This is a genomic window from Micromonospora sp. NPDC085948 (genome assembly GCF_040686315.1).
Classification (GTDB): domain Bacteria; phylum Actinomycetota; class Actinomycetes; order Mycobacteriales; family Micromonosporaceae; genus Micromonospora.
Map to the genome: position 1 here is coordinate 579,082 of NZ_JBFBJW010000003.1, position 21,792 is coordinate 600,873.

At 69.9% G+C, this 21,792-nt stretch carries 20 protein-coding genes; 7 read left to right on the top strand and 13 right to left on the bottom strand.

All coding sequences use genetic code 11. The features are described 5' to 3' along the window. Nucleotide 1 precedes the first annotated feature (1 nt). A complete protein-coding gene (locus AB0O48_RS12215) occupies nucleotides 2-682 on the top strand; it encodes a class I SAM-dependent methyltransferase (protein ID WP_365065052.1) in 681 nt (226 codons plus the stop codon). On the opposite strand, the gene AB0O48_RS12220 is transcribed toward AB0O48_RS12215, so the two are convergent. Then, entirely contained in the window at nucleotides 672-1,055 is a 384-nt protein-coding gene (locus AB0O48_RS12220; protein ID WP_365065056.1) for a hypothetical protein, read from the bottom strand. The two genes, AB0O48_RS12215 and AB0O48_RS12220, sit on opposite strands and share 11 nt — an antisense overlap. Nucleotides 1,056-1,511: 456 nt before the next feature. Here AB0O48_RS12220 and AB0O48_RS12225 point away from each other — a divergent pair, with 456 nt between their 5' ends. After that, on the top strand, nucleotides 1,512-1,925 hold the full coding sequence (locus AB0O48_RS12225) for a DUF6223 family protein (protein WP_365065059.1): 414 nt from the start codon (nucleotides 1,512-1,514) through the stop codon (nucleotides 1,923-1,925). Nucleotides 1,926-1,931: 6 nt separating this feature from the next. On the opposite strand, the gene AB0O48_RS12230 is transcribed toward AB0O48_RS12225, so the two are convergent. From AB0O48_RS12230 to AB0O48_RS12245, 4 genes are all read right to left on the bottom strand, one after another. Further along, a complete protein-coding gene (locus AB0O48_RS12230; protein WP_365065062.1) occupies nucleotides 1,932-2,594 on the bottom strand; it encodes a response regulator transcription factor in 663 nt (220 codons plus the stop codon). Beyond that, nucleotides 2,591-3,736 carry a sensor histidine kinase gene (locus AB0O48_RS12235; protein WP_357254316.1) on the bottom strand — a complete coding sequence of 382 codons (1,146 nt, stop codon included), beginning with the start codon at nucleotides 3,734-3,736 and terminating at the stop codon, nucleotides 2,591-2,593. The genes AB0O48_RS12230 and AB0O48_RS12235 overlap by 4 nt, the downstream gene beginning before the upstream one ends. 62 nt (nucleotides 3,737-3,798) lie before the next feature. Continuing rightward, nucleotides 3,799-4,164: a hypothetical protein gene (locus AB0O48_RS12240; RefSeq protein WP_357254318.1), complete on the bottom strand. Its 366-nt coding sequence runs from the start codon at nucleotides 4,162-4,164 to the stop codon at nucleotides 3,799-3,801. A gap of 30 nt (nucleotides 4,165-4,194) precedes the next feature. Continuing rightward, nucleotides 4,195-4,686 carry a MarR family winged helix-turn-helix transcriptional regulator gene (locus AB0O48_RS12245; RefSeq protein ID WP_365065067.1) on the bottom strand — a complete coding sequence of 164 codons (492 nt, stop codon included), beginning with the start codon at nucleotides 4,684-4,686 and terminating at the stop codon, nucleotides 4,195-4,197. Between the two features lie 108 nt (nucleotides 4,687-4,794). Between AB0O48_RS12245 and AB0O48_RS12250 the strand changes: the two genes are divergently transcribed. The 5 genes from AB0O48_RS12250 to AB0O48_RS12270 all read left to right on the top strand — a co-directional run bounded on the left by AB0O48_RS12250 (nucleotide 4,795) and on the right by AB0O48_RS12270 (nucleotide 8,956). Next, nucleotides 4,795-5,844: an LLM class flavin-dependent oxidoreductase gene (locus AB0O48_RS12250; protein WP_365065070.1), complete on the top strand. Its 1,050-nt coding sequence runs from the start codon at nucleotides 4,795-4,797 to the stop codon at nucleotides 5,842-5,844. Further along, on the top strand, nucleotides 5,837-6,865 hold the full coding sequence (locus AB0O48_RS12255) for an LLM class flavin-dependent oxidoreductase (RefSeq protein ID WP_357254324.1): 1,029 nt from the start codon (nucleotides 5,837-5,839) through the stop codon (nucleotides 6,863-6,865). Before AB0O48_RS12250 ends, AB0O48_RS12255 begins: the two co-directional genes overlap by 8 nt. A 7-nt stretch (nucleotides 6,866-6,872) precedes the next feature. Then, a complete protein-coding gene (locus AB0O48_RS12260; protein WP_365065074.1) occupies nucleotides 6,873-7,586 on the top strand; it encodes an NAD(P)-binding domain-containing protein in 714 nt (237 codons plus the stop codon). Nucleotides 7,587-7,687: 101 nt separating this feature from the next. Then, the gene (locus AB0O48_RS12265) at nucleotides 7,688-8,137 is read left to right on the top strand and encodes a hypothetical protein (protein WP_357570034.1); all 450 of its coding nucleotides are present in this window, start codon (nucleotides 7,688-7,690) and stop codon (nucleotides 8,135-8,137) included. Nucleotides 8,138-8,161: 24 nt separating this feature from the next. Beyond that, on the top strand, nucleotides 8,162-8,956 hold the full coding sequence (locus AB0O48_RS12270; RefSeq protein ID WP_365065077.1) for an inositol monophosphatase family protein: 795 nt from the start codon (nucleotides 8,162-8,164) through the stop codon (nucleotides 8,954-8,956). A 173-nt stretch (nucleotides 8,957-9,129) separates the two neighbouring features. On the opposite strand, the gene AB0O48_RS12275 is transcribed toward AB0O48_RS12270, so the two are convergent. From AB0O48_RS12275 to AB0O48_RS12310, 8 genes are all read right to left on the bottom strand, one after another. Further along, the gene (locus AB0O48_RS12275; RefSeq protein WP_365065080.1) at nucleotides 9,130-10,212 is read right to left on the bottom strand and encodes a hypothetical protein; all 1,083 of its coding nucleotides are present in this window, start codon (nucleotides 10,210-10,212) and stop codon (nucleotides 9,130-9,132) included. 60 nt (nucleotides 10,213-10,272) lie between these two features. Next, nucleotides 10,273-10,905 carry a hypothetical protein gene (locus AB0O48_RS12280; RefSeq protein WP_357570037.1) on the bottom strand — a complete coding sequence of 211 codons (633 nt, stop codon included), beginning with the start codon at nucleotides 10,903-10,905 and terminating at the stop codon, nucleotides 10,273-10,275. A gap of 27 nt (nucleotides 10,906-10,932) precedes the next feature. Further along, nucleotides 10,933-13,353 (bottom strand): family 43 glycosylhydrolase, encoded by a 2,421-nt coding sequence (locus AB0O48_RS12285; protein WP_365065084.1) that lies wholly within the window; start codon nucleotides 13,351-13,353, stop codon nucleotides 10,933-10,935. A 195-nt stretch (nucleotides 13,354-13,548) separates the two neighbouring features. Beyond that, complete coding sequence (locus tag AB0O48_RS12290; RefSeq protein WP_365065087.1) at nucleotides 13,549-16,104, bottom strand: family 43 glycosylhydrolase; 2,556 nt, start codon at nucleotides 16,102-16,104, stop codon at nucleotides 13,549-13,551. 177 nt (nucleotides 16,105-16,281) lie between these two features. Then, on the bottom strand, nucleotides 16,282-18,678 hold the full coding sequence (locus AB0O48_RS12295; RefSeq protein ID WP_357254340.1) for an RICIN domain-containing protein: 2,397 nt from the start codon (nucleotides 18,676-18,678) through the stop codon (nucleotides 16,282-16,284). Between the two features lie 74 nt (nucleotides 18,679-18,752). Then, nucleotides 18,753-19,604, bottom strand: coding sequence for a sugar phosphate isomerase/epimerase family protein (locus tag AB0O48_RS12300; protein ID WP_357254342.1), 852 nt, complete (start codon nucleotides 19,602-19,604; stop codon nucleotides 18,753-18,755). A gap of 6 nt (nucleotides 19,605-19,610) precedes the next feature. Continuing rightward, a complete protein-coding gene (locus tag AB0O48_RS12305) occupies nucleotides 19,611-20,783 on the bottom strand; it encodes a substrate-binding domain-containing protein (RefSeq protein ID WP_365065161.1) in 1,173 nt (390 codons plus the stop codon). 25 nt (nucleotides 20,784-20,808) lie between these two features. Then, a complete protein-coding gene (locus AB0O48_RS12310) occupies nucleotides 20,809-21,792 on the bottom strand; it encodes an ABC transporter permease (RefSeq protein WP_357254345.1) in 984 nt (327 codons plus the stop codon).

The window sequence follows — 21,792 nt, forward strand, 5'->3', positions numbered from 1 at the left end:
CATGGGCTCCGCACCCGCCGATCCGCTCGACCTGCACGGCGTGCGACGGGCCTACGACATCGTCGCCGAGGACTACGCCACCTTTCTGCCGGACACCCGCGCCGAGTCCCCACTCGACCTCGCCATGGTCGACGCGTTCGCCGCGGCGGTGACGTCGGGCGGTGACACCCGGGTCCTCGACGCCGGGTGCGGTCCGGGCCGAATGAGCAGGTACCTCACCAACCGTGGGTGCCTGGTGTACGGGGTCGACCTGTCGCCGGGCATGATCGTCCGGGCACGCCGGGACCACCCTGGCCTGATGGTCACCGTGGCCTCGTTGACCGCTCTCCCCTACCCGGACGACCGGTTCGCCGGTGTCCTGCTCTGGTACTCCACCATCCACACGCCCCCTGCCGGGCAGGCACGCGTCTTCGCGGAAGCGGCCCGGGTGCTCCGACCCTCGGGTCACCTGCTCGTCGGCTTCCAGGCCGGTGAAGGTACGCGTGACCTGTCCGGGCCCTACCGCCGCCGCTTCGGTCACGAGATCCGTCTGGAGCGACACCGTTACACGGTGGACCAGGTCGCCGCCGAGATCGAGGCCGCTGGCCTGCGGGAGGAGTGCCGCCTGGTGCGGCGGGCTCGCGGCACCGAGCGGGACGATCAGGCGTTCCTGCTGGCCACGGCGGGTCGCGTCAGCGGTTGAAGGCCACGTACAGGCCGAGGCCGAAGTTGACCATCAGGATGATCGCGCCGATGACGGCGAACCCGCGTTGCCAGGCCGTCCACCGGACCGTCCGCTGGGACTCGACGATGCCCGCCTCCTCCACCCGGACCTCCGCGATCCTGTCCCGCTCCTTGGTGTCCCGGTGAGTCGCGATCGCGCTGGCGCTGAACAGGGCGACGTTGGCCCGAAGCTCCTCGGTGAGACTCTGCAACGCCCGGGTCATCGAGTCGATCGAGCCGTTGATGTGCCGCAGGTGCTCGTCGTGCCCCTGTAGACGCTGCTCGATCCGACCCGCGTCGACACCGCGGTTGTAGGCGGCCTCCTTCTCCTCGCTGGCCTCCGGGCTCGTCACCACGGTGTCATCGCCGGCGGTGACACGGCATCGAGCCCGTCCACGGCCCGTGACAAGGACCGGGGTCGCTGCGGGGACGTGCTAGGTGCGATACGCAAGGCAAGACCTCCTCCTGCCGCCGCACCGTCTGGCCGGACGACGCACCAGTCGTACCACCCGCGGGGCCGGAAGGCCACTGCCGGGATCCGACAGATCCGCAGGTCAGAGCCATCTTTGCCGCTCTCCGCACGCGGGTTACGGGTGCCGTTCGTCGATCGGGCACCTGTCCGGTTGCCGACAGAGCGGTGGTGGCGGTGGTACGTCGGAGACCCCGGGAGACGACTGCGGCGGTATGCCGCCGCGGACGCGTACCCCCCGGGTTGTGGGTCTGTTGGCAACTCCGGCCTGACGACTGGTGCACGCTGCGCTACCTACGCTGCCACCGGTAGCTGTCACACCGTCGAAGGGAAACCCCTGATGTCCGTTCGTCACCTGCTCGTCGCCGCCGTGGCCGCCCCGCCCGCCGGGATCGAGCTGGCCGTTCACGCCTCGGCCCAGCCGGCCGCCGCCACCGCTCTCGCCATGAGCTCCGGGCGAGCCGGTGCGAGCGTCGGCGTCCTGCTGGGGCTGGTCGGCGTCGTCGTCGGCGGGCTGGCCCTGGCTCGCCCCGCCCGCCGCGTCGGCTCCAGCTCGGCGCGACTCGGAGCCGTCCTGGCCCTGACCTCGGGGCTGGCCGGCATGGTGCTCGGCGGGGTGGTGGTCGCCACCTCCGACAGCGGCATCGGTACGGGTAACGGGCGCGGCGGCGCGTTCGTGGCCCTGGCGATCGGACTGGTCGGCGTCGTCCTCGGTGGACTGGCCCTGGCCCGGAGCGCCCGGCTGGCCGCCTGACCACGGTCAGGAGCGGGTGAGCCAACCGGGAACGGTCAGGCCGGACTCGTAGGCGAGGATCACCAGTTGGGCACGGTCCCGGACCTGCGTCTTGGTCATGATCCGGCTGACATGGGTCTTGGCGGTGGCCGGGCTCAGCACCAACCGCGCGGCGATCTCGTCGTTCGACAGGCCCGCGGCGACAAGTGCGAGCACCTCGCGCTCGCGGGTGGTGAGCACACTCAGTCGCGGCCCGGGGTCCGGATGCGTGGCCCGTGCACTGAACTCGGCGATCAACCGACGGGTGATCGACGGCGCGATCAGCGCGTCGCCACGGGCGACCACCCGCACCCCGTGGATCAGCTCCGCCGGCTCGGTGTCCTTGACCAGGAAGCCGCTCGCGCCGGCCCGGAGCGCCCCGTAGACGTAGTCGTCCAGGTCGAACGTGGTCAGGATGATCACCCGGGCCGCGCAGGTCGCGATGATCTGTCGGGTCGCGGCGAGGCCGTCCAGTACGGGCATCCGGATGTCCATGAGGACGACCTCCGGACGCAGCTGCGCGGTGAGGCGCACCGCCTCGGCGCCATCGGCGGCCTCGCCGACCACCTCGATGCCATCCTCACCGTCCAGGATGGAGCGGAAGCCGGCGCGGACCAGGGTCTGGTCGTCGGCGAGCAACAGTCGGATCACGCCGACTCCCCCACCGTCGTCGAGCCGGGTCGCAGCGGCAGGCGGGCGCGGACCCGGAAGCCACCGTCCGGGCGCGTACCCGTGGTCAGTGAACCGCCGAGCGCGCTCACTCGCTCGCGCATGCCGATGATCCCGCTGCCCGGCGCGCCGGGTGTGGTGGTGCCGTCGTCCTCCACCTCCACCAGCACGTCGTCGCGGTCGGCCCGCACCCGGACCACCGCGGCGGTGGCGTCCGCGTGCCGGGCCACGTTGGTGAGTGCCTCCTGGACGATCCGGTACACCGCCAGGTCGACCTCCGGGGGCAACGACCTGGTCTCGGCGAGTTCGGTGCTGATCGTCAGTTCGGGCCGTCCGGCCGTCCGGACCAGATCGTCGAGGCGACCGAGGCCGGCGCTGGGCACGGTCGGCGCCTCGCCCTCGCGCCGCAGCACGCCGAGCGTCGTCCGCAGCTCCCGCAACGTCTCCTTGCTCGTCTGTTTGATCGCGGTGAGCGCCTGCTCGGAGCGGACCGGGTCCGGCCGGTGCAACGCCGCACTGGCCTGCACATTGATCAGCGAGAGGTGGTGGCCGAGGACATCGTGCACCTCGCGGGCGATGCGCAGCCGCTCCTCGGTGGCCCGCCGCCGGGCCTCCTCCTCCATCCGCTGCTCGACGACGATCGCGTGGGCCTGCGCCTCGGCGAGGTAGGCGCGGCGGTTGCGGGTCACGCCGACGATGACCGCGACGAGCCAACCGGCGTGCAGCAGCGTTGCCCCGTTCATGGTGTCCGGGGATCGGTTGTCGCTGTCCGCGGCGGCGAAGGCGATCACCGAGGCGAGACCGAGACCGATGGCGATCCAGAGATGTCCCTCGTCGACAACCGTGTAGAGCGCCACGACGAAGACCAACATGATCGGGCCGGGCTTGTGCAGCAACGCCCCGTACGCGCCGACGGCGACCAACGCCACCACACCCACCGGCACCGGATGGCGGCGGCGGACGGACAGCGCGGCGGAGGAGGCGAGCACCACCAGCAGCGCCGTCCACTCGGCGGTGGTGTCGATGCCGCGCGACTGCACCACCAGGCCGACGAGGGCGACCAGACCGACGGCGAGCACCAGGGCGACGTTCGCCGTCCGGTCACGCCATCGCGCCCCTGACATACGCCGAAGCCTAGCCCTCCGTTGGCCTACGGACGATCGCCCGAACCGGCGGGCACCCGGGCTCAGTCCCCCCAGTCGAGCTGGGGCTCGGGCACGCCGACCGACCTGCCGTACGCCTTGGCGTGAGCCTCGCCGGCCGGATCGCCCAGCGGATACCGGAATGCCTTGCCGGCAAAGACGACGAACCTTTCCGCGTCGGTCCGGAAATCGGCGTACCAGCCGCCCGTCGGTGACAGACAGTCGGCGAGCGCGGCGGCGAGCCGCTCCACCTCCGCGTCCGGGGCGGTGAACTCGATCAACGTCCAGGTGGCGGGCTGCGCGGCGGTGGCGCTGGCGGTGTCGACCCGCCAGATCTTCTCCACCCGCAACGGTACGGTCAGCTCCGCTCCGGTTCGCAGGCTCTCACTGATCAGCAGGCCCCTGAGCATGCGTACTCCTCTCCGCGGTGCTCGATGCCCTCAATCCTCGTGCTGTTCGTCGAGGCGCGCTCGCAGCGCTGCCGCGATCTCGCCCGCCGCGACGATCTGCTCGGGCGTGAGGGCGTCGACGAAGAGCTCTCGGATGGCGCGCAGGTGGGGAAATGTCGCGGTGCCGAACGCCTCGGCTCCGGCCGCGGTGAGCAGCACCTCCGCCCCCCGGGGGACGGTCGGGCACTCCTGGCGGCGGATGAGGCCACGCCGCTCCATCCGCCCCAGGTGGTGGGAGAGCCGGCTGCGCTCCCAGCCGATGTGCGCCGCGAGCGCGGACGAGCGCATCGCCTGGTCCGGCGCCTCGCTGAGAGCGAGCAGGACGGCGTAGTCCCCGGTGGAGAGGGAGGAGTCGCCCTGGAGACGGGACTCCAGCCGGGCACTCAGCGCCGCCGTCGTCTCGATGAAGTTCCGCCAGATCCGCAGTTCCTCGGCCGTCGGCAGTTGGCGTCCTCCCCGCCGGGCAGGTGTGGTCTCCGTCATCTCATTCTCCCGGGAATTGACGTGTCAATCGCCAAGTTAGCATCATTGACACGTCAACCGGTAGGTCCGCTCCCGCGGGTCGCCGGCGGAAGCACCGAGGAGGACACCATGACAGCTACCGGATTCGAACTGGGGCTCAACTCGTTCGGGGAGGTGGCCACCGACGGCGACCGGGTGCTGAGCGACGCCGAGACCGTACGACTCCTCGTGGACGAGGCACGACTCGCCGAGTCGGTCGGACTCGACGTGTTCAGCCTCGGTGAGCACTACCGGGAGGGCCACAACGACTCGGCGACACCCGTGCTGCTCGCCGCGGCCGCGACGGCGACCGAGCGGATCCGCCTCGGCACCTCGGTGACCGTGCTGAGCACGAACGACCCGGTCCGCCTCTACCACGAGTTCTCCACCCTCGACGCCGTGTCCAACGGCCGCGCCCAGTTGGTCCTCGGACGCGCGTCGGCGACCGAGTCGTTCCCGCTGTTCGGCTACGACCTGGCCGACTACGAGCGGTTGTTCGAGGAGAAGCTCGACCTCTTCCTGCGGCTCCGGCGCGACGAAACGGTCACCTGGTCCGGAACCGTGCGAAGCGCCCTGACCGAACAGCGTCTGCACCCACGGATGCGGCCCGGTGGGATCCCGACGTGGATCGGTGTCGGGGGCAGCCCGAACTCGGTGGTCCGCGCCGCCCGGCACGGTCTCCCGCTCATGATGGCGATCATCGGTGGACGACCCCAACGGTTCGCCGGCCACGTCGACCTCTACACCAAAGCGCTCGACCAGTTCGGGCATACCCCGCAGCCAATCGGGCAGCACTCACTCGGCCTTGTCGCAGACACCGACGAGGAGGCGGTGGAGACGTGGTGGCGATACTGGCAGCCGGTCGCGGCGGCGCTCGCCGCGGAACGCGGCTTCTACAAACCGGACCGCGCACGCTACGAGGCCGAAATCGACCACGGAGCGCTCTTCGTCGGATCACCCGAGACGGTGGCGCAGAAGATCGCCACGGTCGCCCGCGACCTGCGACTGAACCGCTTCGACCTGAAGTACGACATCATGCACCTGCCCCGCGAGGCACGCGCGCGCACCATCCAACTGCTGGGCAGTGAGGTCGCGCCGCGGGTCCGGGAGCTGCTGGCGAAGGAGCCCACCCATGTCTGACCTCTTGTTCGGCCTCGACACGTTCGGCGACGTACCGGAGGACGACTCCGGCAAGCTCGTCTCCCACGCCGCGGCGATCCGTCAGGTGGTCGACGAGGCGGTGCTCGCCGACCAGCTCGGCGTCGACGTCATCGCGCTGGGCGAGCACCACCGGCCGGAGTACTCGGTGTCGACGCCGGAGACGGTGCTGGCGGGCATCGCCACCCGTACGTCCCGGATCCGGTTGGCCTCCGGGGTGACCGTGCTGAGCTCGGACGACCCGGTCCGGGTGTTCCAGCGGTTCGCCACGGTGGACGCGCTGTCGCACGGCCGGGCCGAGGTCATCCTCGGTCGCGGCTCGTTCACCGAGTCGTTCCCCCTGTTCGGCTACGACCTGCGCGACTACGACACGCTGTTCGAGGAAAAGATCGAGCTGTTCGTCAAGTTGCTGGACGAGAAGCCGGTCACCTGGAGCGGCACCCTGCGTGCCCCGTTGGAGAACGCCGACGTCTTTCCCAAGACCGAGTCGGGACACCTGAGCACCTGGGTCGGCGTGGGTGGCTCACCGCAGTCGGTCGTCCGCACCGCCCAGTACGGGCTCCCACTCATGCTCGCCATCATCGGCGGCGCCCCCGAGCGTTTCGCGCCGTACCTGGACCTCTACCGCAGGGCGGCCGAGCAACTCGGTACGACCGCACACCCGGTCGGCATGCACTCGCCCGGCTTCATCGCCGACACCGACGAGGAAGCGAAGGAAATCTACTGGCCGCACTACCGGATCATGCGAGACCGGATCGGCAAACTGCGGGGCTGGCCACCGATCCGCCGCCAGGAGTTCGACTCCGAGGTGGAGAACGGCTCGCTCTACATCGGCTCACCCGAGACGGTGGCCCGTCGGATGGCGCGCGCGATCCGCAGCCTCGGAGTCGGCCGGTTCGACCTCATCTACTCCGCTGGAGCGCAACCGGTCAGCGCCCGGATGCGCGCCGTGGAACTGTACGGCTCCCGGGTGATCCCCATGGTCCGCGAGCTGCTGGCCTGATCACCACATGAACCGAGAGGACGACATGTTCGACAACGACCGGCCCCAGACCCTTGGTGTGCTCGGGGCCGGCAAGGTGGGCACGGTGCTCGCCCGGCTCGCCGTCGCCGCCGGCTACCGCGTGCTGGTCGCCGGCTCCGGCGATCCGGCGAAGATCGCCCTCACCGTCGAGGTGCTCGCTCCGGGGGCGGCGGCCACCACGGCGGCCGACGCGGTGGCCGCCGCCGACATCGTGATCCTGGCCCTGCCGCTGGGTAAGTACCGCAGTGTTCCCGCCGAGGCGCTGCGCGGAAAGCTCGTCGTCGACGCGATGAACTACTGGTGGGAGATCGACGGCATCCGGGACGACCTCACCGACGCGCGTACCTCGTCGAGCGAGATCGTCCAGGCCTACCTGTCCGGGTCCCGGGTCGTGAAGGCGTTCAACCACATGGGCTACCACGATCTCGAGGACGGGGCGCGGGCGACCGGATCGCCGGACCGCAAGGCCATCGCGATCGCCGGCGACGACGCCACGGACCTCGCCACGGTCGCGACCCTGGTGGACGCGCTGGGCTTCGATCCGGTGGTCGCCGGCGCCCTGGCCGAGGGCGTACGACTCGAACCAGGCAGCGAGCTGTTCGGCGCCAACGTGAGCGCCGACGAGGTTCGTGCCATGCTCGACCGCTTTCCGGAGTCCGAGCGTGGACGGACCATTGCCGCTGCCCGCGCCTCGGCCTGACCGGTCAGGAATCGAGAAGCCCGGCCGGTGTCACCCGGTCTAGCCTTTTCCCAGGTCACCGGCAGCACGCCGAACCCGGAACGAGGAGAGGGAGCCCCCGCATGTCCGCGAAGACCACCACGACCAGGTCCGACGGTTTCAGCGCCGAGGAGCGGGCCGCGATGCAGGAGCGCGCCGCCGAGTTGCGCGCCGAGGGCAAGAAGGGCGCCAAGAAGGCCGACGGGCTACAGGCGCTCCTCGACCGGATCGCGCAGATGGAGCCGGATGATCGTGCGCTCGCCGAGCGCGTCCACGTGGCGGTGACCGCTGCCGCGCCCGAGCTGTCGCCGAAGACCTGGTACGGGATGCCCGCGTACGCGGACGCCGCCGGAAAGATCGTCGTCTTCTTCCAGGACTCCGGCAAGTTCAACTACCGGTACTCGACCCTGGGGTTCCAGGACGCGGCCAACCTCGACGACGGCGACCTGTGGCCGGTGGCGTACGCGCTGCAGAAGTGGAGCCCCGCGGTGGAGAAGAGGGTCGGCGAGCTGGTGCGGGCGGCGGTGTCCTGACCGTCGCCCACCTATGGTTCGGGTATGTCGATCACCGATCACGCGCTGGCGATCGCGGCGGCGGAAGCCGGAGCCGCGGTCGTCCGCTCGCAGTACGGATCATCGCTGGCCCGTTTCCTGAAGACCGCGGACGACTTCGCCACCACCGCGGACGTCGAGGCCGAGAGGGCCATCCTCGACGTCCTGCGCGCCGGACGTCCGCACGACGGCGTGCTGGCGGAGGAGAGCGGGCGCACCGGCACCGGCGAGAACGGGCGCACGTGGTTGGTCGACCCGTTGTGCGGAACGCTGAACTATGCCGTGCGGACCATGCTGACCTCGGTCAACGTCGCGCTGCGGGCAGGGGCACGGGTCCGTGTGGCCGCCTCGGCGGACCCGTTCACCAACGAGGTGTTCTGGACCGACGGCATCGCCGCGTATACCCGCCGCGGTGGCGTCGACGAGCCACTCACCCCGTCGGCGGAGTCCCGCCTTGTCGACGTCAATCTCGACCCGCCGTTTCCCAACCGGCACGTCTTCCTCGCCGCCCGGATGCTCGGCGACGAGGGGTTCATCGAACAGTTCCGCCCCCGCGTCGTCTCCACCACGCTGGCCGTTGCCTGGGTGGCTGCCGGTCGTCGCGCCGGCTACGTGACGGATGGCGAGCACCTGTGCGACAGCGTCCACTTCGCGGCCGGAATCGCCCTCGGTCAGGCGGCAGGTTGTGTGGTCACCGGGATCGACGGCAGGCCGGTTCATCCGGATGGGAACGGTCTTGTCGTCGCCGCCGACGAGCGGACGCACGGTGCCCTCCTGGCTCTCATCAGAAACCAGCGGTGAGCATCGGTCCGGCGGCCACCGCGCGTGCTGCTCGGGAAGACCGAGGAGATCTCGAAAATCTTCTGGGAGACCAAGCAGCGCTGACCAACCGCCGAGGTACGCGGCGCAGGCTCCCTCATGGACACGCCGCCGGCCGCCTGACGGCGCTCGCGGGCGGGCGGTCCGGTGGCGGGTTACGGGCGGGCGTCGCCCGCGTCGGGCACACCGTCGGCGGGACCGCCTCCGACGAGCACCGACTCCTGACCCTCCTGCCGACCCTCCTGGCGGGCGCGGGCGAGCAGCCCCGCCAGCCGACGTCGGCGGTGACGGACCGCCGCCCGCAGACCGACGAGCAGTGCGGCGAGGAGGCCCAACAGCGCGAGCTGCGCCCACGGGACGACCCAGGTGGTGACGGTGGCCGAGACCGGTCGGAGGTCGGCACCGGCGGCCTGCCCGTCGCCGAGCAGGGTCGGTGACGTGGTGACTGTCGTGCGGAGACGTCCCAGCGCCCAGACGCCGTCGGCGCGGGTCGCCATCTCCCGGCTGCCGCCCGGAAGCAGCTCCTCGACCGCGCCTGTGGCGTCGTGGCTGGTCCGGCCGAAGAGATCGGACACCGCCACCCGGCTCGTCCCGCTGACCCAGACGTTGCCGTCGTTGCCGACGGTGTAGCGGACCCGAAGCGTGCCACCGGCGAAGGGATTCCACGACGGCGTGTACCTCGCGATGAGGCCCTGAACGGGCAGGGTCGCCTGGACGGTCCCGTTGACCCGGACCATGACCCGGAAACCCACTCGGCTCTCGACGTTGACCGTGCCACCGGTGCTGGTGACGGTCGCCGCGATGCCGGCCGGGTGATCCCCCGGCGCGGCACCCTTGGGCACCGTGATCGTGAACGGCACCACCCTCGTCTCGCCGGGGCCGACGGTGACCTTCTCCTGCACGTCGATCCAGGTGCCACCGTCGACCGAGGGGCGGTCGGACGAGAGCATGTTGAAGCGACCCTTGTCGGTGAGGTAGCCGTCGGCGGCCTTCAGCGAGAAGGCGACCGCGTTCTTGCTGAAGTTGCGGACCGCCAGATGCTCGGTCACGACCTGCCCCGGGTCGAGGCTGGCATTGATCCACCGGCGTTGGTCGGGGCCGCTCGGGGTGGCCGGCTGGACCGTCCAGGTCAGCGCCTTCGGGTCTGGCTCCGCCACCGCCACGGCCGGCGCGGCCGTCACCGCGAGGGTCACGACGGCGAGAACGGTGAGCACCCGGCGCAGCGGGGGAACGGTCATGACGATGAGCCCTTCGGCAGGGGGTGTGGCGGGGGCCCGGTCCGGACCCCCGCCACAGCACTACTCGAACAGGGAGAGCGTGAGCGTCGAGCTGTAGGCGCCGGCGGCGACCTCCGCCGGGGTACGCAGGTACAGGTCGGCGTTGACGGAGTACGAGTCGTTGGCCACGGCCTCGGAGTCGAAGGCCGAGACCAGCAGTTCCTGGTCGACGAGGCCGACGTTGTTGCCCGGCTGAGTCGCCTCGTCCAGCGCGGTCACCACCTCCTCGCCCTCGGTGACCAGGCCGGTCTCCCCGCCGTCGAGCAGCCGGGGCTTCCAGCCGAGGTGGTCGGCGGTGATCGGCGCCTGGCCGGAGTTGCCCGCGAAGTCGGTCGCGCTGCCGAGCACCGCCCAGCTGGCACCGTCGGGAACCTCGTCGGCGACGCGGGTGTCGGTGACCGTCACCGTCGGCAGCGTACCGACGAACTGGCGCACCAGCAGGGTCGAGCCGTCCTCGGAGAGCGCGACGGCGTCACCGGCGACGGACAGGGCGAGGACACCCGGCTCCCTGATCTCGTCGATGTCGACAGTGACCCGCACGCTGGCGTCGTCGTCCGGCTCGGCCAGGGCGGGCGACGGCAGCACCGCGGCCCCGACCAGCACCGCGCCGACGGCACCGGCCGCGAGCAACTGCCGCCGTTTGTCTGTGTTCATGTGGTCTCCGTTCTCAGCCATCAAGGGTTATCCGCCGCAGGTGCCAGCGGGATGTTGCACGGTGCGGACCGTCGTCACGTCCTGTCCACCCACCGCCCCGGTCACCCGGACCGTCGCCGAACCCGCGGGCACCGAGACGGCACGCGTGCTGAACGACTGGTACGCGTTCGCACCCGGCGCGACGGCCGCGAACGAGCGCTCGCCGTACGGGGTCTCCAGAGCGATCGTCACCGGCGCGTCATGGTCGTTGCGGGCCTGCACGGCCACGTGGACCTTGCCGCCCACGCACCGCGCCGACGCGGTGGCCGTGACGGGCAGTTCGAGCGTGGCCGCCTGGAAGGCCCAGGTGTCGATCTCGAAGAGGTCGACGCCCGCCGGGCCGGTGTAGGTGAAGTAGACGTCGTGCACGCCGCTGACGCCGGCAAGCTGCGCGGTCACCTCGGCCCACTGGCCGACCGGCGTGTCGACCGCGACCGTGCCGACAACGGGACCGGTGGCGGTGTCCAGGCGGACCTGGATCTGCCCGCCGGCGGCGAGCGCCCGCACCTTCGCCGTCACGCTCTGCGCGCCGTTGTGGCCGAAGTCCACCGACGACAGCGCGGTCCAGTCGCCGTTGTCGATGTCGCGGACCACCAGGTTCGGTGCCGCGCCGCCGAACTGGGCGGAGCTGCCGTCGACCTTTGTGGTCGCGACACCCTTGCTCCAGCCGAAGGTCTCGGCCTCGAAGACGCGGTACGGGTCGAAGTCGCGGACCTGGTTCACCCCGGCGTAGGTGCCGACGACCTGCTGGATCGTGCCGTCCGGGTTGAAGGCCAACTCCTGGATGTGCGGGCTGCGGTACCCCTGGGTCGTGTTGCCGTTGATGCGCTTGTTCAACGTCGGCGCGTGGTAGGTGAAGTAGTGCTTGCCCTCGAACTCGAACACCGACTGGTGGTTGTTGCCGCCGGTGCCGCTGCCGAAGAACTGCGACTGGTTCGGGAAGAGCACACCGGCGTAGGTCTCCTTCGGCCACGACATCGGGTTGTCGGAGATCATGTAGCCGATCTGGCCGCCACCGGGGTAGCCGGGCAGCGGCTGCTGGCTACCACCGAAGTCGTTCCCGCCGAAGTGCGACGAGTACGAGAAGTAGTACTTGCCGTCGCGCTTGAAGACGTGACCCGCCTCGAACGCGACCGGGGCGTCGACCACGGCGGCCGTTCCCTGGGTCGCGACCATCGTGTCGTCGAGTTCGATCGCCCGGATGTTCTTCGGGTTGTTGAAGCGCTCGGCCGGCGGCATGCTCGTCGACGCGGGGCCACCACCGAAGTAGAGGTACGGCTGGCCGTCGTCGTCCACGAACGGGGCCGGGTCGAACTTCCACGCGACGTTCTCGGCACCGGGGGTGCGACCGTCGATCAGCGTGCTCGTGCGCTCGCTGGTCCACGGGCCGAGTGGCGAGGCACCCGTGATCACGTTGCTGGAGCCACCGCCGTTGGCGTAGTAGAGGAAGAACTTCTCCACGCCGTTCACCACCTTCTTGGTGATGCCCGGAGCCCACGAGTTGGCGGTGAACGGGGCCACCCCGTTCGGGCCGGCGACCTGGATCTCACCGTGGTCGGTCCAGTTCACCAGGTCCGCCGAGGAGATCACCGTGATCTGGTTGATGTCGCCGTAGTTGATCCCCGGCGAGACGCCCGTGGTCGGGTTCGGGGCGTAGCCCTGGGTGTCGTTCGTCATGTACATGTACACCCGGCCGTCGTGCACGAGGCCGAAGCCGTCGGCGCCGAACTTGTGCCCGATCAACGGGTTGTGCTCCCCGGGCAGCTTCCCGACGACCTCGATCGTCTTCGATGCCGGCGCGGGCGGTGCGGCGCCGACCACCGACACGTCGTCGAGCGTGAAGTCCATGAGGTGCAGGTCCGGGTCGGTGGCCGGGGTGGCCGTCCAGGGGGTCTCGAAGAACAGCCGCGCCGTCGACACGGTCTGCGTCGCCGGGATCGTGAACGTCCCGTTGAACTGCGCCCACTGACCCTTCGTCGCCGTCACGCTGACGAGGTTGGTGTAGGTGCCACCGCCGTAGTGCATGGTGGCGAAGAACTGCTTGGTGGCCGGTCCGCTCGCGTTCTCGTACTTGATGCGGGCCGTCAGGGTGTAGGCCTGGCCGGCCTGCACCTTGCCGCTGAGGTCCTGCATCGGCCCGGATCCGGTCGTCGCCCGGCCGGTCACGAGCGCGGCGTTCGCACCGGCGTAGGCATCCGCGGTGGCCGACAACTGCGCGCCGTCGCTGGCGTTTCCGTTGTTGACGAACCAGTTGGTCAGGCCGTCCTCGAACCCGCCGTTGACGATGAGATTCGTGTCGGCGGCCTGGACCGGCGCCGCCCCGGTGGCGAACCCTGCGGCCAGCATCAGGCCGACCGTCGCGATCGCGGCGACCCGTCCTCGGGTCGCGCGTCGCATTCGTTGTTCCACGAGACATCCTCCTTCATCTCTGACGTGCGGTCATCGGTGTGCGGGGGATCGGTGGTGGTAGGTGGTCCGGACATCAGGGGTCGACCGCCGCCACCGGCTCGACCTCGGCCGGCGGCGCGGGACAGGTCGCTGTTCCGCGCCACACGGCCGGTCGCCGGTGGGTGCTGGTCGGTGAGCCTGAGGCTCGTGGTGGGGTTATTCGCCGCAGGCGGTGGCGGGGTGCTGAGCGGAGTGCACGGTGGTGACGTCCCGGCCCGCGACCGCCCCGGTGGCCCGGACCGTCACCGAACCGGCCGGCACCGCCGCCGCGCGCGTGGGGAACGACTGGTAGACGTTGGCCCCCGGCGCCACGGCCGCGAACGACCGGTTCCCGTACGGGGTCTCCAGGGTGATCCCGACCGGTGCGTCCGAGTCGTTGCGCGCCCGCACCGCCACGTACGCCCTGCCAGCCAGACACCGCACCTCGGCGCTGGCCGTGACCGGCAGTGCCGCGAGCACGCCCAGCCGGGCCAGTTGGTAGCTGAGCGCGCGCTCCGGGGCGTCGATCTGGTTCTGGGTGCCGAGCTGTCCGGCCCGCGCCGACGTCGCCGCCGCGAGTGCGGACTGCGTCGCGGCCCAGGCGTCGGGCGGGTAGTGACGCGCGTCGAGCGTGTGCGCGTGGGCGATCGCCGCGTCGAGGGCGACGGTGTCCAGCGGTCGGGCCTGCGCGGTCAGCGTGTCGCTGAGCAGGTAGTTGTCGAAGTCGACGTGCCCGCCGGTCTCCTGCGTCGCGTAGGTGAACAGCCCGACCCGGTGACCCATGAAGTGGGCGAGGCTGCCGTCCAGCGTCTGCGGGCCGACCCGGTTGCCGAGCCGGGTCCACGTCGACCCGTCCAGGCTGTAGTAGAACGTCGTCCACAACTGGCCGACCGGCGAGGCGAAGTCGAGGTCCGCCTTCACGTGCACCTCGGTCGCGTCTCCCAACGCCACGGTGCTGCCCGCCACGAAGTTCTCCACCGTCGCCTGGTCCAGGTCGACAGCGAACGGCTGGGACCGGTTGACGACGCCGAGGGTGTTCACGCCATCGACGCGCTTGACCGCCACGTACGAGAATCCGCGGTTGTAGGCGGCCAGGCCGGCGACGTCACCGTTCTTCAGCGCGGAGATGTCCATCCGCGTCTGCACCGACTGCCGTGGCCCGAACGTACGTTGCGAGAGGGTGTTGCGGGCTTCCTCGAACCACGCCAACTCGGCCCGGTTGGACAGCTTCGTGTAGACGTACTGGCCGGTGACCACCTTGCCGGCGGTCAACCGCAGCCAGCCGTCGCGGTCGGTGAGCGACCAGTACCTGTTGTCCGGTGCGTGGTTCCACTCCCACGCCAGGTCCAGTCGTGAGCCGTTGGGGGCGATCTCCGCCGGGTCGAGCGGCGCGGGGACCGTCCACTGCTCGTCCTGGTACGCCCTGTGCGGCGCGTCGTTGGCGAAGTCGTCCGAGGCGACAATGCTCTTCTGCCGCTCGAAGACCTCCTCGGCCGGGCTGAGCCGGATCGGCTTGTCGAACAGGCCGTTGACCGGCACGACCCCGTTGGTGCCGAAGGTCGGCCATCCGTCCTGCCAGGTGGCGGGGATGAGCGCCGGGATCCGCCCGATCGGGAACGTGTCGCGGAAGAACATGCCGTGCCAGTCGGTCCGGCCGTCGGCGCGGCTGATCGGCACCAGGCTGCCCTGTGCGAAGCCGTTGGAGTTGAGCACGCCACGCGCCTCGTAGGTGTTGACTCCGCCGGCCGAGGTGTAGCGCCCGAGCAGGTCCTTCGACCGGAACATCACGACCTGGCGTCCCTGCCCGGACGGCCAGGTGATGATGACGGCGTAGTACCAGCCGTCGATGTGGTAGACCTGCGCGCCCTCGAACAGCCCGCCGATGAACGGCTGCCCGGCGTAGTTGTTCGCGGTGAAGATGTTCGGGTAGTCCTGCGCGATGGCCGTCAGGTCGGCGTTGAGGCGTACCGCGCTGGTGCCGCCGGAGCCGTAGAAGATGTACGGCGTGCCGTCGACGTCGAAGAAGAGCGACGGGTCGTGCAGACCACGGCCGAGGGCGGTGCGCTGCCACGCGCCGTTCTCGATGTCGTCGGTGCGGTAGAGGTACGCCCCGTTGAGGTTGTTGGTGTTGAAGACGGCGTAGAACATGCCGTCGCGGTAGCGCAGCGACGACGCCCACTGGCCCTGGCCGTACGAGTTCTGGCCGTTGCGCAGCGAGAACGAGTCGCCGATGCTCGCCCGGTCGAAGACGTAGTTGACGATCTCCCAGTTGACCAGGTCGTACGACTTCATGATCGGCGCACCCGGGCTCAGGTGCATCGTGGTGCTGATCATGTAGTAGAGGTCGCGGCCCTCGTCGTTCTCGGCGGCGGGCACCCGCTCGACGCTGATGTCCGGCACGTCGGCGTTGAGCAGCGGCACCGAGTAGGTGCCGGCGCCGGTGTCGGTCGAGGTGTACGACGAGCGGGGCGACCACGGGTCGGCGGCCTGCGCGGCGGCGGGTGCGACCACCACCAGGCCCGCTGCGACGAGGACGGCGATGGATGCGAGCGTGCGCAGCCGGCCGGCCGGACGGGTGTGGACTGTGGAGTCGGGTCGGGTCAACGCGTCGGCGAGGCGGTCGAGCACGGCGCTCGGGCTGACCGGCAGCAAGCTGCGGATGAGGCTGGAAGCTCGCAGGCGGATCGACACGGCCAAGGTGGACTCCAGACGCGAGAGCGGCGTGAAGCCCATCGTGTTATCGCTAACAATGCCTGTCAAGAGCATCAATGAAACCTGCCCGAAGTATCCCCGTAACACCGCGCACCGGACGGACGGGCTGTTGCGGTGGTGAGCCGCCGGGCCACCGCAAGCGGAACCGGGCTGGGGCGAGAGCGCCCCAGCCCGGATCCGGTGCCATCCGACGTTACGTCAGCTGCGTACCGTCCACCGCTGGTTGGTGCCACCGCTGCAGGCCCAGAGGATCAACTTCGTGCCGTTCGCCGTCGCGGCGCCGTTCGCGTCGAGGCAGAGACCCGACTGCACGCCCGTGATGGTGCCGTTGGAGTTGATGTTCCACTGCTGGTTGACACCACCGTTGCAGTCCCAGATCACCACCTTCGTGCCGTTGACGGTGCCCTGGCCGGAGGCGTCCAGGCACTTGGTGCCGTAGATCATGAGCTGCCGGCTCGCGGTGTGGGTCCACCGCTGGTTGGCGGCGTTGCTGATGCAGTCCCAGATCTGGGCCTGCGTGCCGTTGGTCGTGCTGGAGTTGCCGATCTCGGCGCAACGACCCGACTGAGCGCCCACGAGCTGCACGTTCTGCGGGTTGGTGCTGCCGCCGCTCTGCACGCCGGCGTTGTTGATCACCGTCTGCGCGCCGGACGGCCAGTTGCCGTTGCTGACCGTGACGTTGTTGTTGACGACGTTGCCGCGGTCACCGTTCGTCACGTTCGTGCCGCTGCTGGTCGACCAGTTGTTGGTGACAGTGAAGTTGCCCATGTTCTCGGCGTAGTAGTAGTTGGCGGTTGCCCAGGTGCCGGTGGAGGAGAACACGTTGTTCCGGGCGGTGTAGTAGCGCGAGCCCTCGTCGAAGTAGAGCCCGAACCATCCGTTGGTCCGCAGGCAGTAGTTCTCGGCGATCAACCCGCCCGGGTTCGCCGACAGCGAGTAGATGCACCCGCCGTCGGTCATCTGCTGCATGACGTCGTGCACGTAGTTGCCGATGACCTGGTTGTTGGCCGCGGTGGTCGCCGTGGAGTAGCGCGGCTGGTAGTTGTACAGGCCACGGTTGGCGTAGTGCTGGCTGCCGCCGGCGTCGTTGGCGCCCCAGCCGTAGCCGATCGACATGCCGGTGTACGGCATGTTGTAGACCTCGTTGTGCGAGACCAGCGAGGTGTTCACGTAGGTCGTCAGGATCGAGACCACGCCCCGGTACTCCAGGCCGAGATCGTGCACCTTGTTGTTGCTGATCGTGACGTTGCGGTTGACCATCCGCTGGTCACTGGGGTGGTGGGCGTCGGCCCGCACGCCGCCGACCACGACGCCGCCGGCGGAGTTGCGGGCGATCTCGGAGCGGGTGACGGTGATGTTGTTGACGCCCAGGCCGACACCGCTGGCGTGGGCGTTGGCGTCGTTACCGATACCGATCGCCGTCTGCCCCAGGTTGACGAACTGGGAGTCGCTGAAGCTGATGGTGTTGGCGGCGGAGACCTGCACCGCGGCCGGCATCTGCGCCCAGCTCGGGCGGGTGGCCTCGAACAGCGAGCAGCCCTCCTGGCAGGAGGTCAGCGCGTCGGACGGACGGGCCCAGGTGCCGACGATGTGCGCACCGGTCTGCTGGTCGGCGAAGCCGTTGTTGCTGCTCGGGCCGAGCCAGCTGGTGCCGGTGAACGTGATCCCGCTGAACGAGATGTGGTGCGCCGGCGCGTCGTAGGTGCCGCCGACGTTCACCAGGGACTGCAGCTGCGGCAGCTCCACGCTGACCGAGCTCATGTTCTGTCCGGCGAGCGGGATGTAGTTGAGCTGGCCGCTGCTGGGGTTGAGGTACCACTCCCCCGCCGAGTCCAGGAACTCGTACGCGTTGGCCAGGTAGAACGGGCCGGCGCGGTGCGGACGGGACAGCGTGTCGAAGCCGAAGGTGTTGTTGTTCCAGGCCGGCTGCTGCATCGTCAGGAAGTTGCCGCTGATGCTCTGCACCGGCGAGTACCGGTCGGTGAACGACCCGACGCTCTCCACCTCGACGCGGCTCTGGTTGCCGAGGTTGTTCAGGTAGTTGAGCGCGCTGTTGGTGAACCGCATCCCGGACGTGGTGAAGGTGAAGTCGGCGCGGTTCACGGCGGTACGCGCCCGGGTGGCGACGGCCCCGTTGACGTAGAGCTGACGGGAGTCGAGCCCGGCGGGAACGTTGGCCCGCCAGATGTTCTTCCCGGCGTCGACGAGCGACCAGCCGGTCACCGCCCGGGCACCGGTGATCGACGGACGGGCGCCGGCGGCGGCACGCCAGATCACCTGGTAGCCGTTGTTGCCGGAGTCGGCCGCGGTCAGCCGCATCGGCGCCGACAGCCGGTACGCGCCGTCGGCCAGCTCGACCACGATGTCACCGGACATCGTGGTGTTGGCGGCCCGCACGGCGGTCTGCGCGGCGGACAGTGAACACGGTTGGCTGGCCGAGCAACTGGTGCCGGAGCCGCTGGGCGACGCGTAGAGGGTGGTGGTGGCCGCGAGCGCGGGGGACGCCGAGGCGGTCACCGCGACCAGCGCGGTCAACGCTGACGCGGCGGCGCCGGCCAACAGTCGCCGCAGCGGGGGACTGGACGAGACAGACACGGGACGGTGCTCCTGACTCTAGAGGGGGGTGGCGGGCAGAGCCCGGGGGCCGGGGCCTCGGTGGGTGGGGGCGGTCACCCGAGGATCTCCCGGAGATAGCGCAGGCCGTCCGTGGCGAGACGGTCCTGCGAGGGGGCCAACGGACGCCAGATCGCCGCGGCGACCGCGATGGCCTCGTTCTCACCGGTGAACGACTCGATGCAGATCGCACCCTGGTAACCGGTGTCCCGCAGGACGGTGAAGAAGCGGGGCCAGTCGAAGTGGTCCGCACCGGGTGCGCCCCGATTGGAGCCGCTGACCTGCACGTGCTTGATGTGCGGGCCGGCGACCGCCAGAGCCGCGTAGGGGTCGGCCTCCTCGATGTTCATGTGATACGTATCGATCATGATGCCGACGTTCGACGGGAGCCCGTCGATCAACTCGACCGTCTGCTCGATCGTGTTGACGACGCTCGTCTCGTAGCGGTTCAACGCCTCGACACCGATGGTCACGCCCAACTCGCCGGCCTGCTCGGCAACCGGCGCCAGGGCCCGCCGGAAATCCGCGTAGCAGGCCGCGCGAGCCGCCGGCGACATCCGCCAGGTGCGGCCGACCGAGGCGTACACCGGGCCGCCGACGCATCCAGCGCCGACGGCCGCGGCGCTCGCCACGCAGCCCTTGAGGTACGCCACCGTCGACTCGACCACCGCTGGCGCGGCGTCGACCAGCTCCCGCCCCGGCGAGAGGGCCGCGCAGACGCCGGCGGCGACGAGGCCGTGCGCCGCCAACAGATCCCGGGTACGGACCGGGTCCCAGTCGCCGGGCTGCTCGATCGGCAGCTCGACCGCGTCGAAGCCGAACGAGGCGATCCGTGGGATCAGCTCGGCCAGGGCCTCGTCGTCGACAGGCGAGGCCCACACCCAGGGGTTGACGCCGATGGCGTACATCAGGTCCTACTTCCAGCGCTGCGGGTAGCCGGGCAGGTCGGTGCAGCCGCACATCGCGTAGTGCAGCGGCGGCATGTTCGCGTCGAGGTACTTGTCCAGGTTGTCCTGGGTGACGGTCGGCTGCGGCAGCTTCCACGGGTTGGAGACCTGCTCGCCGTCGAGGATCCGCAGCGCCGCGATGATCGGCGTACGCCACTGGTAGGTCGGGTAGGTCGGTGCGATCGCGGTGAGCTGCTTGTCCTTCCAGATCTTCAGGAAGTCGAGCTGGTCCTCACCGTTCATCGGCGGAACGGGCTTGCCCGCGTCCTGGAACGCCTCGACCGCCGCGACCGCCACGGCACCGGCGTCCATCCAGACGCCGTCGATCGTGCCGTACCGCTGGATGTAGTCGTCGACGATCTTCTTGGTCTTGGCCGGGTCGCCGTCGGTGAACTCGACACCCACGACGTCGACCTTCGCCTTGTCGAACGCCACCTTCGCCGCCGACCAGCGGGTCTCCAGGACGTCCACACCCGGCAGGATCCGCAGAGCGAGAACCTTACCTCCGGGCTTCATCTTCTGACTGACGAACTCGGCGCCGACGTGGCCGAACCCGTAGCCGCCGATGGGGTTGATGAACGTCACCGGGCACTTCGTGTTGACACCACGGTCGAAGACGACGACCGGCAGCCCCGCCTGGCAGGCGGCCTCGACGGCCGGGGTCAGCGTGGCGGTGGTGTTCGGCGAGACGATCAGCGCGTCACAGCCCTTGCCGAGCAGGTCGTTGATGTCCGCGATCTGCTTCTGGTCCTTGCCTTCGGCGTCGACGTGCACGAACTCCTTGATGCGGCTCTTCTGCGCCTCGACCTCGGCCTGCATGGTCTTGAACCCGACCTGCCGCCACGGGTTGTTGAGTGCCGCGTTCGAGAAGCAGATCTTGTGCGGGCCGCTCTTCTTGAACTTGGCGGTGTCCACCAGCTTCGGGTTGAGCACCTGCTCCCACGGCTTGTCGGCCGGGCCCGTCGCGGTCGCGCTGAGCAGTGCGAGCTCGGCGTCGTAGTCGGCCTGCACGAAGAACTTCGACTGCTCCCCGGTGCCCGATCCGGCGGCGGTGGAGGCACCGCCCGAGGGGCTCGCGGAGGGCTCGTCGGTGGCACAGGCGGTGAGGGACAGCAGGGTGACAGCGGCCAAGGCCGCCATGGAACGTCGCACTATGGATTCCCCTTTATCTCGACGAAGAACGCGTTGCCGAGACCGCCACGGCGAGCAGGATGATCCCGCCCTGGACGGTCGACCTGAGGGCGCCGGAGACGCCGTAGAAATTCATGAGGGCGAACAGCAGCTCAAGGGTCAGCGCACCGAGCATCGCGCCGACGACCGAACCGCGCCCCCCGCCCAGCGCGACGCCACCGAGGACGACAGCGGTGATCGCACCGAACTCCAGGCCGGCGCCGGCCTGGAACGACACGCCGCTGTAGCCGCCCAGCAGGATCGCCGCGGCCGCCGCCGCGAGCCCGCTGAGGATGAAGGCGATCGTGCGGGTACGCCAGACGCGTACACCGCTCAGCTCGGCGGTGCGCGGGTTGTCGCCGACGGCCACGAGCGTCCGGCCGAAGTCGGACCGCATCAGCAGCACGGCCACCACCGCCAGGGCCACCAGGACCAGCAGCGCGAACGGCACGCGACCGAGCACCGGCACGTCCTCGAACGCCCGCCGGCCGAACCGCCGGAACTCCTCGGAGAGGCCACCCTTCGGGGCACCGTCGGACCAGAGGTAGACCGCGCCGACCAGGATCAGGAACATGCCGAGGGTGGTGATGAACGACGGCACCCGCAGCCGTGTCGTGATCAGGCCGTTGACCAGCCCGACGAGCGCACCGAAGGCGAGCAGCAGCAGCACCACGGGCCAGGTACGCGCCGGATCGCTGTCGATGAGCCGGGCGGCCACGACCACCTGCGCGGTGACCAGGGAGCCGACCGAGAGGTCGAATTCGCCGGAGACGATCACGAAGTACTGGCCGGCGGCGAGCAGGATGATCGGCGCCGAACGCCCGAGGAACGACATCAGCGACGGAGGGGAGAGGAAGTCGGGCTGTCGAATGCCGACGAGCACCACCAACACCGCGAGAATCGCGAGGATCGGCAGGATGCCACCGGGACGGACCCGCGGAAGACGCAGCGGCAGCGTACGGCGCTGAACGGTCTGCAT

Excerpts from the sequence above, each read along its gene's own strand:
- AB0O48_RS12215 (WP_365065052.1), top strand. The coding sequence starts at position 2 with ATGGGCTCCGCACCCGCCGATCCGCTCGACCTGCACGGCGTGCGACGG.
- AB0O48_RS12225 (WP_365065059.1), top strand. The coding sequence starts at position 1,512 with ATGTCCGTTCGTCACCTGCTCGTCGCCGCCGTGGCCGCCCCGCCCGCC.
- AB0O48_RS12235 (WP_357254316.1), bottom strand. The coding sequence starts at position 3,736 with ATGTCAGGGGCGCGATGGCGTGACCGGACGGCGAACGTCGCCCTGGTG.
- AB0O48_RS12240 (WP_357254318.1), bottom strand. The coding sequence starts at position 4,164 with ATGCTCAGGGGCCTGCTGATCAGTGAGAGCCTGCGAACCGGAGCGGAG.
- AB0O48_RS12245 (WP_365065067.1), bottom strand. The coding sequence starts at position 4,686 with ATGACGGAGACCACACCTGCCCGGCGGGGAGGACGCCAACTGCCGACG.
- AB0O48_RS12250 (WP_365065070.1), top strand. The coding sequence starts at position 4,795 with ATGACAGCTACCGGATTCGAACTGGGGCTCAACTCGTTCGGGGAGGTG.
- AB0O48_RS12255 (WP_357254324.1), top strand. The coding sequence starts at position 5,837 with ATGTCTGACCTCTTGTTCGGCCTCGACACGTTCGGCGACGTACCGGAG.
- AB0O48_RS12260 (WP_365065074.1), top strand. The coding sequence starts at position 6,873 with ATGAACCGAGAGGACGACATGTTCGACAACGACCGGCCCCAGACCCTT.
- AB0O48_RS12265 (WP_357570034.1), top strand. The coding sequence starts at position 7,688 with ATGTCCGCGAAGACCACCACGACCAGGTCCGACGGTTTCAGCGCCGAG.
- AB0O48_RS12270 (WP_365065077.1), top strand. The coding sequence starts at position 8,162 with ATGTCGATCACCGATCACGCGCTGGCGATCGCGGCGGCGGAAGCCGGA.
- AB0O48_RS12275 (WP_365065080.1), bottom strand. The coding sequence starts at position 10,212 with ATGACCGTTCCCCCGCTGCGCCGGGTGCTCACCGTTCTCGCCGTCGTG.
- AB0O48_RS12280 (WP_357570037.1), bottom strand. The coding sequence starts at position 10,905 with ATGAACACAGACAAACGGCGGCAGTTGCTCGCGGCCGGTGCCGTCGGC.
- AB0O48_RS12290 (WP_365065087.1), bottom strand. The coding sequence starts at position 16,104 with ATGGGCTTCACGCCGCTCTCGCGTCTGGAGTCCACCTTGGCCGTGTCG.
- AB0O48_RS12300 (WP_357254342.1), bottom strand. The coding sequence starts at position 19,604 with ATGTACGCCATCGGCGTCAACCCCTGGGTGTGGGCCTCGCCTGTCGAC.
- AB0O48_RS12305 (WP_365065161.1), bottom strand. The coding sequence starts at position 20,783 with ATGGCGGCCTTGGCCGCTGTCACCCTGCTGTCCCTCACCGCCTGTGCC.
- AB0O48_RS12310 (WP_357254345.1), bottom strand. The coding sequence starts at position 21,792 with ATGCAGACCGTTCAGCGCCGTACGCTGCCGCTGCGTCTTCCGCGGGTC.